We start from the raw sequence: 15497 nt of genomic DNA on the forward strand, positions 1-15497 counted from the left end.
ATGAGCTGCGGTTCCCAACACCACAACCACTACCACTCCAGCGGCAGTCTCAACCCTCCCCAAAAGAGGGTGTCATCCTGAGCGAAGCCCGGAGGGCGTAGTCGAAGGATCTGCGGTTCTCAGGCGCCGATCTGCCGATCCAAGCTCAGGCGCCCGCCAGCCCCAGCGTTTCGTTTACCCTGGCGATCGCTACCCTCTCCTCGTCGCTGACCAGCGTTCCGCCGAACCCGAGGAAACCGCCCTCCCGAGCCGCCTCGGCCGTCGCCTTCGCTATTCCCGCCAGCCACTGCTTCATCTCCGCGGCCTCCTCCGGAGTGGCCTTCTCGGCCAGCAGCTCAGAGGTCCTGCGAAGAATCTCGGTCGCCGCCTGCTGTACCGCCTCCGCTGTGGCTCCTGGCGGAGGCTTGGGGATCGACATCGACGTCTTCATATCCTCGGCCAGTACCTTCACCAGCGGAGTCTCTGCCGAAGCAGCCTCCTTCAGGATCATCTTCCCCGCCGCAGCAGACTCCTGCACCAGTCCCACCGGCCCGCTCGGGCTCGCCGAGACCACCAGCAGCCCCGCCATCAGGGGCGAGGAACGCAACAGATCCCACTCATCGGCACTGAAATCCGCCTTTGTGCTCATCCTTCTTACCTCCGGCAGTCACGATAGCCTGCGTTTGTCGGCCCGCTGACGAATCAGCATCGAATCTCCATCTCTAACCGACGCCCTGAGGCTACCACCACCCCTCGCCTGTCGATCTTCCACACCGTCCTGTGTCAAGCCAGCATCGAATCTAAGCACCAGATAATGGACAAGTTAGCCAGTGCCGATCTGTCCCCATCCAGTCCCTATAATGAAAAGGACAGCAATTCCAGACGTTGGGCAGGACGTTCCTAAGATATTCCGCTTCCGGGTGAATCATGTGGTCCGGACCTAAGTCCTATCGATGGAAGATTTGCGCAAAAAGGCGGGATGGGGTATACCCCCATATAACCCCTCCAAACTTCCCCACCATTCCTCCGCCGCTTGTCGGAGACTGAAAGAGAAATGAAGAAAAAGCAGCGCATCGGAATCCTGTTCGGAGGACGCTCCGGCGAACACGAGGTCTCCCTCCTCTCCGCCGCATCGATCCTCAAGGCCATCGACAAAAAGAAGTACGACGTCGTCCCCATCGGAATCACCAAGGAAGGCCGCTGGGTGACAGCCTCCGACGCGCACGCCCTTCTCACCGGCAAGCAGGCGCCAGAGAACCCACGGCTCGCAGGCGACCCGGCCAGCACCCCCACCGCAGCCGTGCTCAAGCGCGGCGAGGCGATCATCATTCCGCCGGTACCGGCCGAATCGCTTCAGCCCCTCCAGCTGAGCGCCAGCGCGGTCGCCGCAACCCAGCGTGCACTGGACATCGACGTCATCTTCCCGGTCCTTCACGGCACCTTCGGCGAGGACGGAACCATCCAAGGCCTCTTTGAGCTCGCCGACATCGCCTACGTCGGCTCCGGCGTCCTCGGCTCCTCGGTCGGGATGGACAAGGCCGCGATGAAGAAGGTCTTCGCCGCCGCCGGCCTGCCTCAGACGCCATGGGTCTCGATCCTTCGCAGCGAATGGCGCTCCAACCCGCGAGCGTGCACAAAGAAGATTGAAGCGGAGCTGAAATACCCGCTCTTTGTAAAACCCGCAAACCTCGGCTCCTCGGTCGGAATCAGCAAGGTTCACGACCGCTCCGAGCTGGCCGCCGCGATGGACGAAGCCGCCAGCTTCGACCGCAAGCTCGTCATCGAGCAGGGCGTCGGCGGAGCAGGAGCAAAACCGCGCGAGCTCGAAGTCGCCGTCCTTGGAAACGACTCGCCCGAAGCCTCGGTCGTAGGCGAGATCGTTCCCGGAGCCGAGTTCTACGACTACGAAGCCAAGTACCTCTCCGACGCCAGCGTTCCCATCATCCCGGCCAAACTGACTGCCGCCGAGTCGAAGCAGATTCGCCAGATGGCCATCGAGGCCTTCAAGGCCTGCGACTGCGCCGGTCTGGCCCGCGTCGACTTCCTGATGGAGCCCGCTGCAAAGGGAAAGAAGAGCGCAAATAAGCCGCGCATCTATCTCAACGAGATCAACACGCTTCCCGGCTTCACCAGCATCTCCATGTATCCCAAGCTGTGGGGAGCGACCGGTCTGCCCTATAAGCAGCTGATTGATCGCCTCATTCAGCTGGCCGTTGAGCGCCATGGCGAGAAGCAGGAGACGATCTTCTCGCGCGGGTAACCTGCTCCTTTCATTGACTTGGCGAAACGCGCAGGATAAAGTGGCGCTCGATGAAAAGAGCGTTGGCAGTCGCGTTTCTAATTGCTGCGGGCACGTTCGGCTGGTCGCAGCAGCGTCCGGCGATCACGGGCATCGCCTTCGTTCGTGTCTACGCGAGCGACGCGGCATCTTCCGCGAAGTTCTACGGCAAGACGCTCGGGTTCAGCTCCAGCAAAGACGGCACCATCACGCGCTATCCCGTCAACGATTCGCAGTGGATCGAGGTCGCCCCACTGCCTTCGCCTGCACCGCCCACGCGGCTCGAAGCCGTCGGCTTTATGACACGCGATGCGCGAGCGCTTGCGAGCTACCTGAAAGCGCACTCGGTCGAGATCGTCGACCCTCTCCACAAGGGTCGCTTCAGCGTACGCGATCCCGAGGGCAACCTGATCGTATTCGTCCAGGAGGTCAAGGGTGCAGCCGTTGGGCCGGCCGTTCCATCGACCGCGGTCTCGCACCGCCTGATCCATTCGGGATTCGTTGTCAAAGATCGCGCGAAAGAAGATCGCTTCTACCACGACCTCCTCGGCTTCCGGCCCTACTGGCATGGTGGGCGCAACGACACGACGACGGACTGGGTGAGCCAGCAGGTTCCTGAAGGGTCGGATTGGCTGGAGTACATGCTCAACATAAGTCCGGACGCCACGCTGAAACAAATCGGCGTGTCGGATCATATGTCGCTCGGCGTGAAACACATGAGCGACGCCATCGCTGGGCTGGAGCGCAATCATTGCGAAGGTCCGAACTGTTCCGCGTCGAAGAGCGGCCGCGATGGCAAGGTGCAGCTCAATCTTTACGATCCGGACCTGACGCGGGTGGAGATGATGGAGTTTGAGCCCGCCGGCAAGCCCTGCTGCTCCGAGTTCACCGCAAAGCACCCGACCGAACACGAATCCCGCTAAGAACAGGACGATTGATGACGACACGACGAGAATTTCTTCGCCTCTCCGCCATGGCTGCGGCCGCCGGATGCACGCTGCGCGCCTCCAACGCATTCGCCGGGAATCACGACGGCATGACTTACGGTGTTCAGCTGTACATGGTTCGGAAAGAGGCTCCGGCTGATCTTGCGGGAGTGTTGAAGCGAATTCACCAGATCGGCTTCAGCCAGATCGAACTTTATCCGATCGCCTACAATCACTCGGCCGCGGAGCTGCGCAGCATCGTCAAAGACTCGGGCCTCGCCTCCGATTCCGGGCACTTCGACTACGACACGCTCGAGTCGAAGATCGACTACGCCCATCAGCTTGGGCTGAAGTACATGGTCTGCTCCATCCTGCCCAAAAATCTGTGGGGATCGCCGGAAGGGTTCCACGAAGCAGCGACGAACCTGAACAAGTGGGGCAAAAAGGTGCGCGATGTGGGGATGCAGCTCTGCTTCCACAACCACAACTACGAGTTCAAGCCGATGAACGGCACCACTGGCTTTGACGTGCTGATGAAGAACACTGACCCAGCGTTGGTGAAGCTGGAGTTCGACCTGTACTGGCTGACACAGGCCGGGCAGGACCCGTCGGCGATGATGAAGAAGTACGCCAACCGGCTGGTTCTGATTCACCTGAAGGACCGTGTCGCGAACTCGCCGGTCAACTACGCGCCGACCGACGAGCAGCACATCGTCGAGCTCGGCAAGGGCAGCATCCCGTGGCCTAAGCTGATCTCGCAGGCACGCGCCCAGGGGATCCACCTTGCGCTGCTCGATCAGGACGAGACGAAGCTCCCCGTTTTTGAAAGCTTGAAGGAGAACTTCGAGTATCTGAACTCGGTGAAGCTGACGTAGACGGCTGCCGTCGGACGTGACGGCGGGACCCTGTTGCGCGGACTGGACGACTGGAACCGGCTCTCCTCTGCCCTCATTAAGGTGTCATCCTGAGCGCAGCGCGTCAGCGCGGAGTCGAAGGATCTGCGGGTTGGAGAACGTTCGTTGAGCGAGCAACCGCAGATCCTTCAGATCTTTCGACTCCGCCTCTCCCGATAAAGCCGCGAGAAGCTTCGCTCAGGATGACACCTCAGGAAGGGATGCGGTAATTGCCTGCGGGGACGGACGGACCTGATCTCTGCCGCAATGACTGCCGGCAGACGACCTCATCTCTGCTCATTCAGGACATACGGGGATCAGACCGAAGTCGTTGCCGGCAGGATGTCAGCGACATCGACCCACTGGGTGGGATAGTCGCCGGTGTAGCAGGCGGTGCAGAAGTCTCCTGGCTCAAGGCCCGCGAGCGGTTCCCCGGTGGTGCAGGAGTGGGTGAGCCCCACCAGCGAGAGATATGCCAGCGAGTCCGCCTCGATGAACTTGCAGATCTCTGCGACGCTCTGGTTGGCGGCGATAAGATCCTTCTTGCTGGGAGTATCAACACCGTAGAAACAGGGCGAGATCGTTGGCGGACACGAGATGCGCATGTGAACTTCCGTGGCACCGGCAGCCCGCACCATGCGGACGATCTTGCGCGAGGTGGTTCCACGAATGATGGAGTCGTCGATGAGGATGACGCGCTTGCCCTCAAGCAGCGACCGCATCGGGTTGAGCTTCATGCGGACTCCGAAGTCGCGCACGCGCTGCTCCGGCTGGATGAATGTGCGGCCCACGTAGTGGTTGCGGATGAGACCGAAGTTGAACGGGATTCCTGATTCAGCAGCGTAGCCCAGAGCGGCGGTCACGCCGGAGTCAGGCACGGGAACGACGAGGTCGGCATCAACACCGGACTCGCGCGCGAGCTGGCGACCCATCTCGTCGCGGCTCTTCTGCACCCAGCGACCATAGATGCGGGAGTCGGGACGAGCGAAGTAGACGTGCTCGAAGATGCAGCTTGCCTGCGGGGTCTTGGTGTCGAAGTAGCGTGACGTGACGCCGTCTTCAGAGACCATGACGAGTTCGCCGGGCTCGACGTCGCGTTCGTATTTCGCGTGAAGCAGGTCGAAGGCGCAGGTCTCAGAGGCGAAGACGAAGGTATCGGGCGCGCCGTCTACCCCGGGGATGCGCCCCATCGACAGAGGACGGAAGCCGTGCGGGTCGCGCGCGGCGAAGATGCGGTTGCGCGTCATCATGACGATCGAGAAGGCACCATCGACCTGCGAGAGCGAATCCGCGATGCAGTCGACCAGAGTAGAGCGCGTGGAGTGCGCGATGAGCTGGATGATGATCTCGGAGTCGGAGGTGGTCTGGAAGACGGCGCCGTCGCGCTCGAGGCGCTCTTTGGAGTTGCCGAGATTGACGAGATTGCCGTTGTGCGCGATGGCGATGAGGCCCTTGGTGGACTCGACCGAGATGGGCTGCGCGTTTAGCAGCGCGGAGTCACCGGTCGTCGAGTAGCGCGTGTGCCCGATGGCCATGTGGCCGGGGAGCTTCTGCAGCACGTCATCGGTGAAGATCTCCGACACCAGCCCCATGCCCTTAATGTCGTTGACATTATGGCCATCAGCACTGGCGATACCGGCGGACTCCTGCCCGCGATGCTGGAGCGAATAGAGACCCCAGTAGGTCATGCGCGCAGCGTCGTGATGGTTGTAGACGGCCATGACGCCGCACTCTTCGCGCAGCTTGTCGAAGTGCTCTTCAGCCTCGTGCGGAATTGCGTCGTCTTCGATATCTTCCATCCGACTGTGATCGAGTTCGGTGAGATCGTTCTTCATGCGGTCACCAGTTCCCCTGCAAGCTGTGTCTCCAACGTACTTCTCCATGGATTGCGGAGATCTTCCAGTTGCGCATCGACAACGGTTTCGCCCTTCAGTTCGATGACAACGCGCGGTTCGAAGGTAGTCGCTCCGATCGTCGCCGAGATGGTGCCGTATTTCCGCAGGATCGCCTCAATCTCGTGGAGATCGTCTTCCCTGCAGGTCACCACTGCGATGCCCGCCTCTTCACTGAAGAGTGAATAAGCCGCAGGATTCAGCTCATCGCGCAATGTGACGCTGCACCCGATTCCCGCGGAGAAGCCCGCCTTGGCGAGAGCGACCGCGAGGCCGCCATCCGAGATATCGGCCGCCGACCGAAGCAGAGACTTCGAGGCCAGGTCGGCGAGCGAGCGATGCAGTTCCCTCTCTTCGACGAGTTGCAGGCGGGGTGGACAACCCCAGATTTGTCCGAGTGCTGTTCTGGCGTACTCTGACGATCCGAACGAACGGAGCGCTTCGGTCTCGACGGGACCGCTTGGCGCACTGAGGACAACGATGAGGTCGCCCGGTGCCTGGAAGCTTGCAGGAACAGCCTTTGTCACATCATCAATGATTCCGACGATTCCGAGTACGGGAGTCGGATAGATGCCCACGCCCTTGGTCTCGTTATAGAGCGAGACATTGCCGCCGGTGACCGGGGTTCCGAGAGCCGTGCAGGCCTGTGCGATGCCATCGATTGCGGCTGAGAGCTGCGCCATGATCTCGGGCTTCTCGGGATTGCCGAAGTTCAGGCAGTTGGTCGCAGAGACGGGAGTTGCGCCGGTACAGGCGACCTTGCGAGCTGCTTCCGCTACTGCGTGCATCGCGCCCAGCTTGGGGTCGAGATATGTCCAGCGACCGTTACCTGCGAGAGCCATCGCGAGGCCGCGTTCGCGGCGGGAAGAGGTCGCTGCCGGTCTATCCCAAGGCTCAGATGCGAGACCCGGGGCAGCCGAACTGGTGCCTGATTCATGCCTCGCCGGATCGGGGGCCACAACCGGGTTGGCTGCGTCCTCGTTGCCGGTCGCGATTGTGGCTTCACCCTGAGGGGTAGATGCAGCTATCACGCTGGCGACCTTGCCGGTTACGCTGTGCTTGAACGCGAGGGGATCGAGGTTCGTGGTGGCGGCGCTATCCTGGACCGCAGATCCTTCAAGTTTGCCTGCGGCTTCGCTCAGGATGACATTTTCACGAGAGCGCGACGCTCCTGTTCCCTTGATGCGCATCACCCCGGCTTCCGCGCCGGGGCCCTGCACGGTGTTGGTCTGGACCATGGAGTCGTACTGCTCGTAGACCCAGCGCTTGTCGCAGATGTTCGCGCTGGCGAGAAGCTTCTTAAGGTCGGCGGTGTAGTCGCGGGGCTTCTTCAGCTCTGCGAGAACACGGGCCGGAGGATCGAGCGGGACCGGAGCCTTCCAGGTGCCTACGGGACGGTGGTAGACCGGGGCGTCATCGGTGAGGGACTGGTTGGGAATGTCGGCGACCAGAACTCCGCCCTGCGTGATGCGCATGTGGGGCTCTGCGGTGACCTCGCCCACAATAGAGGCATCGAGCCCCCACTTGGAGAAGACGTCGAGGACTTCAACTGCTCGTTCTTTGTCGGCGACCAGAAGCATGCGCTCCTGCGATTCCGACAGCATGATCTCGTAGCTGGTCATGCCGGTCTCGCGCTGGGGAACACGGTCGAGCTCGACGGTGAGGCCGAGGCCTCCGCGGGCGCCCATCTCGCAGGTGGAACACGTAAGGCCGGCTGCGCCCATGTCCTGAATTCCCAGGACAGCACCGGTGGCCATGGCTTCGAGGCAGGCTTCGAGGAGAAGCTTCTCCATGAAGGGGTCGCCCATCTGGACGTTGGGGCGCTTCTGCTCAGAGCCTTCGGTGAACTCCTCGGACGCCATCGTAGCCCCGTGAATACCGTCGCGGCCCGTCTTGGCGCCGACGTAGATCACCGGATTGCCGACGCCTACTGCCTTGGCATAGAAGATCTCGTCCTTCTTGACGAGACCCAGGGCGAAGGCGTTCAGAAGAGGATTACCGGAGTAGCAGGGCTCGAAACGGGTCTCACCGCCGAGGTTCGGGACGCCGAAGCAGTTGCCATATCCAGCGACGCCGTGAACGACGCCGGTGGTCACCTGGTGGTTCTTGGCGCGCAGGGCTTCGTCGGGCTCTGATTCGTCGAGGGGTCCGAAGCGGAGGGAGTCCATGACTGCCAGGGGGCGGGCGTTCATGGTGAAGATGTCGCGCAGGATCCCGCCGACGCCTGTAGCTGCGCCCTGATAGGGCTCGATGTAGCTGGGGTGGTTGTGCGACTCGATCTTGAAGGCGCAGGCCCATCCGTCGCCCACGTCGATGATTCCGGCGTTCTCTCCCGGGCCCTGAACCACGCTGCCCGGACCGGAGGTGCGCTCGCCGCGGGTAGGAAGGCGCTTGAGATGCACACGCGAAGATTTATAGGAGCAATGCTCTGACCACATGACCGAAAAAATACCCAGCTCAGTGAGGCTGGGTACACGGCCGAGGGCCTCTTCGATTCGCTTGTACTCATCCCGGGTGATGCTGTGCTGCTTTAGCAGCTCCGGAGTGATAGTCGCTGGGGAGGGTACCGTCCTAGGGTGTTCCGCTTGCATTTTGGCCATGGCTCGCAAGGTTAATTGTACGTGACATGGGCATCCAGTGCGGGCGGGGTGCTAGACGCCGGTGCTGCCAAAGCCGCCCGCTCCCCGGGTGGCTTCCCCGAGCTCGGTGACCTCTTCGAAGTCGGCCTGGATACGCTGCACAATCCTGAGTTGCGCGATACGGTCACCAGACTTCACGTCAAGCGCAGCTGTCCCGAGATTGGTAACCACCACGCGAATCTCGCCGCGATAGCCCGGATCGATCACCCCGGCGAGTGTGGTGAGGCCTTTGAGCGCCAGACCGGAGCGATCCTCGACGAGTGCGCCGTGGGTGGAGGGAAACTCCATAGCGATTCCGGTAGAAATGGCGACGGTCGAGCCGGGTTCTAGGATGAGGGCTTCGGAGGCGTAGAGATCGGCTGCCAGATCGCCGTAGTCTCCAACATGCGCGTAGCGGGGAAGCTTTGCCTCTTGAACCAGTTTCTTTACCTTGAGCCGGACTACGGGATTCATCGCGTGCAATTTCCTCAGTGAGAGATGGGATATGAGGAATGATCTCCGGGCTGGTAGTGAAAAGCAAACGCAGGTGGGGAAAAGCAGGCGCGCCGTCTAGAATCGAAGACACGATGCTTGAACGGCTCTGGACGTGGATGAAGGCAGACGGTTCCCGCGCCCAAGGCGATCCCCGAGCGCCGTGGCGTCTGTTCTGGGTGGCTTTTGCGGTGCGGGTCCTATACATGACGCTGGCCCACACCTATCGAATTCACCCCTTTGTCGATCATTTTCAGTTCGGTTGGGAGGCTGGACGGATTGCTCGCTCCCTCGCGACCGGACACGGCTACGCTAATCCCTTTGAGCCGTCTTTTCTTGGACCTACGGGCCCGACGGCGTGGGTCCCGCCCGCGTACCCACTGCTCATTGCCGGAGTCTTCAAGCTCTTTGGCGTCTATACGAATCTCTCGGCGTGGGTCCTGCTCTTCATCAACTGCGTTCTTTCGGCTCTGACAGCGATGGGAGTATGGGAGATCGCCTATCGCTGTTACTCGCGTGCCAATGCGATCTGGTCGGGATGGCTGTGGGCTCTCTATCCGGCAGCGATGCAGTATGCGGTGCGATGGCTGTGGGAGATGACCCTGACCACCTTCCTCTTCACGGTCGTCCTGGTGCTTGCGCTGCGGATGCGTTCCATCAATCGGAACGCGGTAGCTTCGCCGGGTTCATCAGAGGCCGGGAGCCAGACGGGGGCGTGGCTTCTATTCGGGTTGCTGTGGGGCATCATCGCCCTGTCGACTTCGACGCTGCTGCTGTTTCTTCCCGTCTGCGGGATCTGGATCTTGATCGGCACCTGGAACCGCCCGCACGCCCTTCGGAACGCCGTTCTGGCGGGAATTGTCTTCATCGCCTGCCTGACTCCATGGGAGATTCGAAATTACCAGGTATTCCATGCCTTTGTGCCTATTCGCGGCAACCTGGGGGTGGAGACGTATCTGGGCAACGGTCCTGGGTCGAATGGGTGGGTCATGGTCTACGACCATCCCAATATGGCGACCAATCAGTTCGAGCTTTACAGGCAGATGGGAGAACTTCGGTATGCCAAAATGCGCGGAGACGCTGCGAAGGCCTACATGCGGGCGCATCCTGGCCACTTTCTCGCCAATACTCTGAAACGAATGTACTTTTTCTGGTTTGGGGTGCCGTCGGATGCTCCATTGCGTCTGGAGCTACCCCGGATGCTGAACTATGGATTTGTCAGCCTTGCGGGCCTGCTGGGACTTGCGCTGTCGCTTCGCAACCGTATGCCTGCGGCAGGGCTGGTGGCGTGGATCCTGGTGCTGCTGCCGCTTCCGTATTACACAGTCTTTGTGCAGGCACGGTTTAGGCACCCGTTCGAACCTTTTCTGACCATCCTGGCGATCTATCTGTTCCAGTCGACCGGGCCGCGGCGAACGGAAGCGGGGGGACAGAAGGCGCTCGAGACGTAAGTCCCGCTCCTGTTTTCCACCAAAAAGTGCTAGAATAAAGTGATCGTCGAATCCGATCTGGTTCTTGCTTGTTCTAGCCGCTAAGCTACTACTACTCGCAAATATCCACATTGCGTTCAGCGGTACATCAGGCAGTAATCAAATTAAAGGAATAGATCATGGAACAAGGAACAGTTAAGTGGTTCAACGATGCGAAAGGTTTTGGCTTTCTGAGCCGCAATGGCGGAGATGACGTTTTCGTTCATTTCTCTGCGATTCAGAGCAATGGGGGATTCCGTTCCCTTCAGGAAGGCCAGGCAGTTCAGTTCAACGTCGTGAAGGGCCCCAAGGGCTGGCAGGCGGAGAACGTTCAGGTTCTCTAAGAAAAAGAGAAATTTCCGGATAAGGGCGTGCTTCGAGCCGCCCTTTTCTATTTGGCCGAACCCACGTGCAACATGAAACCTGGATTCAGGGAGGATCTTATGCCCGTAATTCCGTCCGGAAAGTATCAGCTGCGGTCTCTGCACGAGGAGATTGACCTGTTCGACCGAAAGCTGGCTCATCTGCAAAAGTATGAAGCCTTCGCCACCGAAGAAGAGCGTTCTACTTCCGTAGAGAAGATGACTGCCAAACGTAATCTGCTGATCCGCAAGGCACAGCAAATGATCGATGAAGGTATCGAGTTCAGTGAGTCTGAGCGCCCACGCTCTCTTCGTCCCCATGAGGACGATGTCGAGGTCCTCGAAGATCCCTCCGTCGATACCCCGAAACCGCCGACCGCGGTGAGCGAAATTCCTGCAGCACCGATCCCGTCTCCTTACAGCGGAACGGCTCTGGACTACACGCAGGATCTGCAGAATTACAGAAAAAACAGGACGAAGCACAAGACCGCATAGCGTCTGGGCTTCTAAGCCAACCCGGTGGACTGAGCCTGTTCCTGTGCGTGGTAGCTCGAACGGACGAGCGGGCCAGACTCCACATGTTTGAACCCCATAGCCAATGCTTCATGCTTGAGGAAGGCGAACTCCTCCGGGGTGTAATAGCGCGCCATCGGCAGGTGGTCGCGCGAGGGGCGCAGATACTGACCGATGGTCAAGATGTCCACCTTACGATCTGCCAGATCGCGAAAGACCGAGAGCAGCTCGTGCATCTCTTCTCCCAAGCCAACGATGATGCCGGTCTTGGTGACAATCTGGTCGCCGTCGCGGTCCGAGAACATCTCCGCTGCAATCTCTTTTGCGTGTTCCAGGAAGCGCAGCGAGCGCTCATAGCGGCCCCCTGACTTGGCGACACGATAGAGGCGCGGAACGGTCTCGATATTGTGATTCAGAATCTCAGGGCGTATCCCGACCACGAGACGGAGTGACTCTTCGTTTCCCTGGAAGTCTGGAGTGAGGATCTCAACACGGCAACCGGCAGCCTGACGGCGAATCTCTTCAACTACCTGTACAAACGCCTGAGCGGCGCCAATGTTGTCGTCATCGCGGTTAACGCTGGTGATCACGGCGTGGTTGAGTCCAAGCTGGGCCACCGCGTACGCCACGCGGCGCGGCTCGTCCAGATCGATCGGCTCCGGCCTGCCCTTGGGAACGGCGCAGAAGCCGCAGCGGCGAGTGCACAGGTTGCCGAGCATCATGAACGTTGCGGCCTTCTGGTTCCAGCACTCGCCGATGTTGGGGCAGTGGGCGCTCTCGCAGACGGTGTGCAGGTTCAGGTCGCGTGCCATCTTCTTGAGATTGTGGAAGGTCTCGCCCATCGGGGCCTTCGCCTTGAGCCAGGCCGGCTTGGGCGCGGGCTTCCGGGGCGAAAGGTCGATCTGTACCAGCTCGGATACGGGCGTCATCGTCTTCTATTGTAGCTGGACGCCGGATCTAACCGGCCAGCCAGATCGTCTCCAAGACTTTTGGCGGAAGCATGGATAATCTATTCGTTCCAGGAAAGGGACCGATGACCGCCGTCCGTGACGAGCGAACCACGAGACGAACTCTGGTACTCGTCCTGTTCGCAATTCCCTATGCGGTTCTGCTGGCGGCTGCCGGCGGATGGTTTCTGTACCGCTTCCGCGTGCTTCCCATGCCGAAGTTCGACCATACGGCACTGCCCCTTGTACGCTCCGAAGACGGGACGACTACGGTCTCAATGCCCAACGGAAATCTCGTCGGGCTTGTCGGACAGTACCCGGATGAGTTGACCGCATATCTCCGTTTTCAATACCTGGCCGGACTTCCTGCGATAGCCGGCACGGAGGTACTGATGGCCTCGAAGGAGCGTGCGGAGGAACCCATCTATGACCTTTATCTGATGCTTCCGAACGACCTGATCGCATCCGGGATGCGCCTGGCGCGACTCGAGATTGGCAAATACATCGAACGCTTTTCCATGGACTCGCCACCGACCTCCCAGATCAACGAGTGGCGGAAACAGACCCGGATCTTCGATGCGGCGTATCAGCGGCCTGTGAAGCAGAAGCTGCTGCAGCTGCCTCCGAACCAACTGCAGTCAGCGGTCGCCACCTTCATCCTGTTCAAAAGCACGACCGACAGGCGTGCCAGAGAACAGATCGTTCCTACCGATAAGGTTCTCTCGCAGGAGCAGTCGCTGCAGTTTGCCGCCGACATGATCGAGGTCGCGAAGTTCTACGACATACCGCTGAGCATGCTGCTGGGCATCGGAGCGATGGAGAACAATTACATGGATGTGCGAGGGGACCTGCACCATGCGGTCTGGAAACGGCGAGCCGAACGCGGAGATATCGTTCTCAAACGGCGTAGAGGTCGAGTTCTGGTCAGCAACTACTCCCAGGGACCATGGCAGATCACTCGCGAGACGCTGCGCTATGCACACAAACTATTCCTCGAAGACAAACGCGACTACACGAAGCTCCCTTCTCGTCTGCGGCCGCCCCGACACCTGGATCTGGACAAGGTCGATTCTCACGTATTGACGACCTATGCCGGGCTGCTGCTGCGGAACCTGCTGGACTACTTCCACGGAGATGCGGCCAAGGCCGCAGGTGCTTATAACGGCGGCCGCATTCGTCCGAACATGCAGTATGCGGAGGGGGTTGCGATGGTCTCGGACTATGCGCACCGCGTTCTGAGCATGGCGGCTGGAAGGAAGGGGAATGCCGTGCAGGAGACTCCCTTGAAGGTGACAAGGAAGGCTCCCGCAGAGTTGCCAGCATCATGACTCAGGCGAGCTCGCGTTCCGCCTCCAGGCGAGCTTTACGCAGCGCTTGCAACGGATCGCCGTCCGGATAGAACTCCATCGCGATCATGCCCTTGTAGTTCAGGGCCTTGAGCCTGCGGTATATGTTGGGCCACGCCATCTCGCCGGTTCCGGGATCGCTGCGCCGCGGAACATCGGCCACATGAACCACGTCTACCTGATCGAGGACCTTCTCGAGCTTCTCCAGCAGGTTTCCGCGCGTGCGCTGCTCGTGATAGAGGTCGTAGAGCACGCGGACACGAGGGCTGGCGACGGCGCGAGTGATTGTAGCTGCCTCCTCCACACCGTCCATCCAGTAGGTGGGATTCTCGAGCCGATCGATCGGTTCGAGAAGAGCGGACATGCCTTCGCCGTCCAGCACCTCGGCTGCGCGCTTGAGAGTAGCTATTGACGCTGCTCGCTGCCGCTCATCGCCCACCGAGGGAAGTACCTTGCCCGACATCAGAATGAGCCGAGCGCACTTTACCTGCTTTGCAGCGACGATCAGCTTTCTAAGCTCGGCTATGTAAGCATCCCCGTTTGTGGGGTCAGCGAAACCCAGCTTCATGCCCGTCGTAGCATCGATCGTGATGCCGAGCTGGGCCATCTTGGCCATATAACGCTCGCGCTCGGTATCGCTCCACTGCCAGAACTCGCCGATCAGCTCGATGTGCCGGTAGCCGGCTTGGGCGACGGTTTCGAGGTTCTGGTCGAAGCTGGCCCGCTTGCGCAAGACCCAGATCATTACGGAGAAACGATCGTCCATTGACGAGGACTGCGCGATGGTGACGCGCGGCAGAATCGCCGACGCGGCGAGCATTCCGGTGAAAGTTCGGCGACTGAGCATGAGCCTCCTTGTGACCACAACACTCTAATCGAAGATTACGGTCTTGTTCCCATAGCGAAGAATACGCCGGTCCAGATGCCAGGCGACTGCACGTGACAGGACGACGCGCTCAAGGTCGCGGCCCTTGGCAATCAGATCCTCAACCTGATCCCGATGCGAGATTCGGGCAACGTCTTGCTCGATGATTGGGCCGTCGTCTAGCTCCTCGGTCACGTAGTGGCTTGTAGCGCCGATCAGCTTAACGCCGCGCTTGTACGCAGCATGATATGGCCGCGCCCCGATGAATGCGGGGAGGAAGGAGTGATGCACATTGATAACGCCTGAGGGATAGCGGCGCACGAACTCCGGCGAGAGAATCTGCATATATCGCGCCAGTACGATGAGATCGATGCGTGCAGCCTCCAGCAGGGCGAACTGCGTTGCCTCGCCCTCCTCCTTGTTCGCCGCCGTGAGCGGAACATGATGGAAGGGGATGTTGTGAAAGCGGACAAGCGGCTCGCCATTGGTGTGGTTGCTGATGATGAGCGGGATCTCGCAGTCGAGCTCGCCCATCTGGTGTCGGTGCAGCAGGTCCGCCAGGCAGTGCAGGTGCTGAGAGACGAAGATGGCCACACGCGGACGAACGGCACTGACGTGAAGATGCCATTTCATCGCATATCGATCGGCGATGGGAGCAAAGGCGGCTGAGAAGGCCTGGATATCGAAGGGCTGGTCGCCATCGCCCCGGAGCGACCACTCCACGCGCATGAAGAAGAGGCCCTCAACGTGGTCCTGGTGCTGGTCGGCATGGATGATGTTGGCGCCGAAGCGATAGAGTTCGCCGGATACGGCGGCGACCAGGCCCTTTTGATCGGGGCAGGTAATCAACAGAACGGCAGAATCCTTCATCGCAGCAGGCAGTTTCTCTTTTCTGAGTAGTGCCGGTGGCTAGGCCG

14 protein-coding genes are annotated in these 15497 nt (G+C 60.3%); 7 read left to right on the forward strand and 7 right to left on the reverse strand.

The features are described from left to right. Window positions 1–145: 145 nt before the first annotated feature. The gene (locus JAO29_RS11065; protein ID WP_334268272.1) at window positions 146–628 is read right to left on the reverse strand and encodes a hypothetical protein; all 483 of its coding nucleotides are present in this window, start codon (window positions 626–628) and stop codon (window positions 146–148) included. Window positions 629–1033: 405 nt separating this feature from the next. Here JAO29_RS11065 and JAO29_RS11070 point away from each other — a divergent pair, with 405 nt between their 5' ends. Genes JAO29_RS11070 through JAO29_RS11080 form a run of 3 tightly spaced genes read left to right on the forward strand, consistent with a single transcriptional unit; the run spans window position 1034 to window position 4058 of the window. Then, a complete protein-coding gene (locus tag JAO29_RS11070; RefSeq protein ID WP_334268273.1) occupies window positions 1034–2239 on the forward strand; it encodes a D-alanine--D-alanine ligase family protein in 1206 nt (401 codons plus the stop codon). A gap of 50 nt (window positions 2240–2289) precedes the next feature. Then, window positions 2290–3180 (forward strand): VOC family protein, encoded by an 891-nt coding sequence (locus JAO29_RS11075; RefSeq protein WP_334268275.1) that lies wholly within the window; start codon window positions 2290–2292, stop codon window positions 3178–3180. 14 nt (window positions 3181–3194) lie between these two features. Continuing rightward, window positions 3195–4058, forward strand: a complete 864-nt coding sequence (locus tag JAO29_RS11080; RefSeq protein ID WP_334268276.1) for a sugar phosphate isomerase/epimerase family protein — start codon at window positions 3195–3197, stop codon at window positions 4056–4058. Window positions 4059–4393: 335 nt separating this feature from the next. Here JAO29_RS11080 and purF read toward each other — a convergent pair whose 3' ends face one another. From purF to dut, 3 genes are read right to left on the reverse strand one after another with little or no spacing between them, the layout of a single operon-like run. Further along, complete coding sequence (purF, locus tag JAO29_RS11085; protein WP_334268290.1) at window positions 4394–5875, reverse strand: amidophosphoribosyltransferase; 1482 nt, start codon at window positions 5873–5875, stop codon at window positions 4394–4396. A gap of 32 nt (window positions 5876–5907) precedes the next feature. Beyond that, complete coding sequence (gene purL, locus JAO29_RS11090; RefSeq protein ID WP_334268277.1) at window positions 5908–8568, reverse strand: phosphoribosylformylglycinamidine synthase subunit PurL; 2661 nt, start codon at window positions 8566–8568, stop codon at window positions 5908–5910. Window positions 8569–8619: 51 nt separating this feature from the next. Beyond that, window positions 8620–9060 carry a dUTP diphosphatase gene (gene dut / locus JAO29_RS11095; protein WP_334268278.1) on the reverse strand — a complete coding sequence of 147 codons (441 nt, stop codon included), beginning with the start codon at window positions 9058–9060 and terminating at the stop codon, window positions 8620–8622. A 113-nt stretch (window positions 9061–9173) separates the two neighbouring features. Here dut and JAO29_RS11100 point away from each other — a divergent pair, with 113 nt between their 5' ends. The 3 genes from JAO29_RS11100 (at window position 9174) to JAO29_RS11110 (ending at window position 11404) form a co-directional block, all read left to right on the forward strand. Next, window positions 9174–10529, forward strand: a complete 1356-nt coding sequence (locus JAO29_RS11100; RefSeq protein ID WP_334268279.1) for an ArnT family glycosyltransferase — start codon at window positions 9174–9176, stop codon at window positions 10527–10529. A gap of 158 nt (window positions 10530–10687) precedes the next feature. Then, the gene (locus JAO29_RS11105; protein WP_334268280.1) at window positions 10688–10891 is read left to right on the forward strand and encodes a cold-shock protein; all 204 of its coding nucleotides are present in this window, start codon (window positions 10688–10690) and stop codon (window positions 10889–10891) included. A gap of 99 nt (window positions 10892–10990) precedes the next feature. Continuing rightward, window positions 10991–11404 carry a hypothetical protein gene (locus tag JAO29_RS11110; RefSeq protein ID WP_334268281.1) on the forward strand — a complete coding sequence of 138 codons (414 nt, stop codon included), beginning with the start codon at window positions 10991–10993 and terminating at the stop codon, window positions 11402–11404. Window positions 11405–11415: 11 nt separating this feature from the next. Here the strand turns inward: JAO29_RS11110 and lipA are convergent, their stop codons facing one another. Beyond that, on the reverse strand, window positions 11416–12351 hold the full coding sequence (lipA, locus tag JAO29_RS11115; protein ID WP_334268282.1) for a lipoyl synthase: 936 nt from the start codon (window positions 12349–12351) through the stop codon (window positions 11416–11418). A 71-nt stretch (window positions 12352–12422) separates the two neighbouring features. On the opposite strand from lipA, the gene JAO29_RS11120 reads away from it, so the two are divergent. Beyond that, window positions 12423–13697 (forward strand): hypothetical protein, encoded by a 1275-nt coding sequence (locus JAO29_RS11120; protein ID WP_334268283.1) that lies wholly within the window; start codon window positions 12423–12425, stop codon window positions 13695–13697. A gap of 1 nt (window position 13698) precedes the next feature. On the opposite strand, the gene JAO29_RS11125 is transcribed toward JAO29_RS11120, so the two are convergent. Together JAO29_RS11125 and purU are read right to left on the reverse strand one after the other, a co-directional pair. After that, window positions 13699–14562 (reverse strand): TIM barrel protein, encoded by an 864-nt coding sequence (locus JAO29_RS11125; RefSeq protein ID WP_334268284.1) that lies wholly within the window; start codon window positions 14560–14562, stop codon window positions 13699–13701. A 24-nt stretch (window positions 14563–14586) separates the two neighbouring features. Continuing rightward, the gene (gene purU, locus JAO29_RS11130; RefSeq protein ID WP_334268285.1) at window positions 14587–15450 is read right to left on the reverse strand and encodes a formyltetrahydrofolate deformylase; all 864 of its coding nucleotides are present in this window, start codon (window positions 15448–15450) and stop codon (window positions 14587–14589) included. Between the last annotated feature and the right edge of the window lie 47 nt (window positions 15451–15497).

Source organism: Edaphobacter sp. HDX4, assembly GCF_036877565.1.
Lineage (GTDB): Bacteria > Acidobacteriota > Terriglobia > Terriglobales > Acidobacteriaceae > Edaphobacter.

Bases quoted from the DNA above. Each gene is read 5' to 3' on its own strand.
- JAO29_RS11065 (WP_334268272.1), bottom strand. From the start codon at position 628: ATGAGCACAAAGGCGGATTTCAGTGCCGATGAGTGGGATCTGTTGCGT.
- JAO29_RS11070 (WP_334268273.1), top strand. From the start codon at position 1,034: ATGAAGAAAAAGCAGCGCATCGGAATCCTGTTCGGAGGACGCTCCGGC.
- JAO29_RS11075 (WP_334268275.1), top strand. From the start codon at position 2,290: ATGAAAAGAGCGTTGGCAGTCGCGTTTCTAATTGCTGCGGGCACGTTC.
- JAO29_RS11080 (WP_334268276.1), top strand. From the start codon at position 3,195: ATGACGACACGACGAGAATTTCTTCGCCTCTCCGCCATGGCTGCGGCC.
- purF (WP_334268290.1), bottom strand. From the start codon at position 5,875: ATGGAAGATATCGAAGACGACGCAATTCCGCACGAGGCTGAAGAGCAC.
- purL (WP_334268277.1), bottom strand. From the start codon at position 8,568: ATGGCCAAAATGCAAGCGGAACACCCTAGGACGGTACCCTCCCCAGCG.
- dut (WP_334268278.1), bottom strand. From the start codon at position 9,060: ATGAATCCCGTAGTCCGGCTCAAGGTAAAGAAACTGGTTCAAGAGGCA.
- JAO29_RS11100 (WP_334268279.1), top strand. From the start codon at position 9,174: ATGCTTGAACGGCTCTGGACGTGGATGAAGGCAGACGGTTCCCGCGCC.
- JAO29_RS11105 (WP_334268280.1), top strand. From the start codon at position 10,688: ATGGAACAAGGAACAGTTAAGTGGTTCAACGATGCGAAAGGTTTTGGC.
- JAO29_RS11110 (WP_334268281.1), top strand. From the start codon at position 10,991: ATGCCCGTAATTCCGTCCGGAAAGTATCAGCTGCGGTCTCTGCACGAG.
- lipA (WP_334268282.1), bottom strand. From the start codon at position 12,351: ATGACGCCCGTATCCGAGCTGGTACAGATCGACCTTTCGCCCCGGAAG.
- JAO29_RS11120 (WP_334268283.1), top strand. From the start codon at position 12,423: ATGGATAATCTATTCGTTCCAGGAAAGGGACCGATGACCGCCGTCCGT.
- JAO29_RS11125 (WP_334268284.1), bottom strand. From the start codon at position 14,562: ATGCTCAGTCGCCGAACTTTCACCGGAATGCTCGCCGCGTCGGCGATT.
- purU (WP_334268285.1), bottom strand. From the start codon at position 15,450: ATGAAGGATTCTGCCGTTCTGTTGATTACCTGCCCCGATCAAAAGGGC.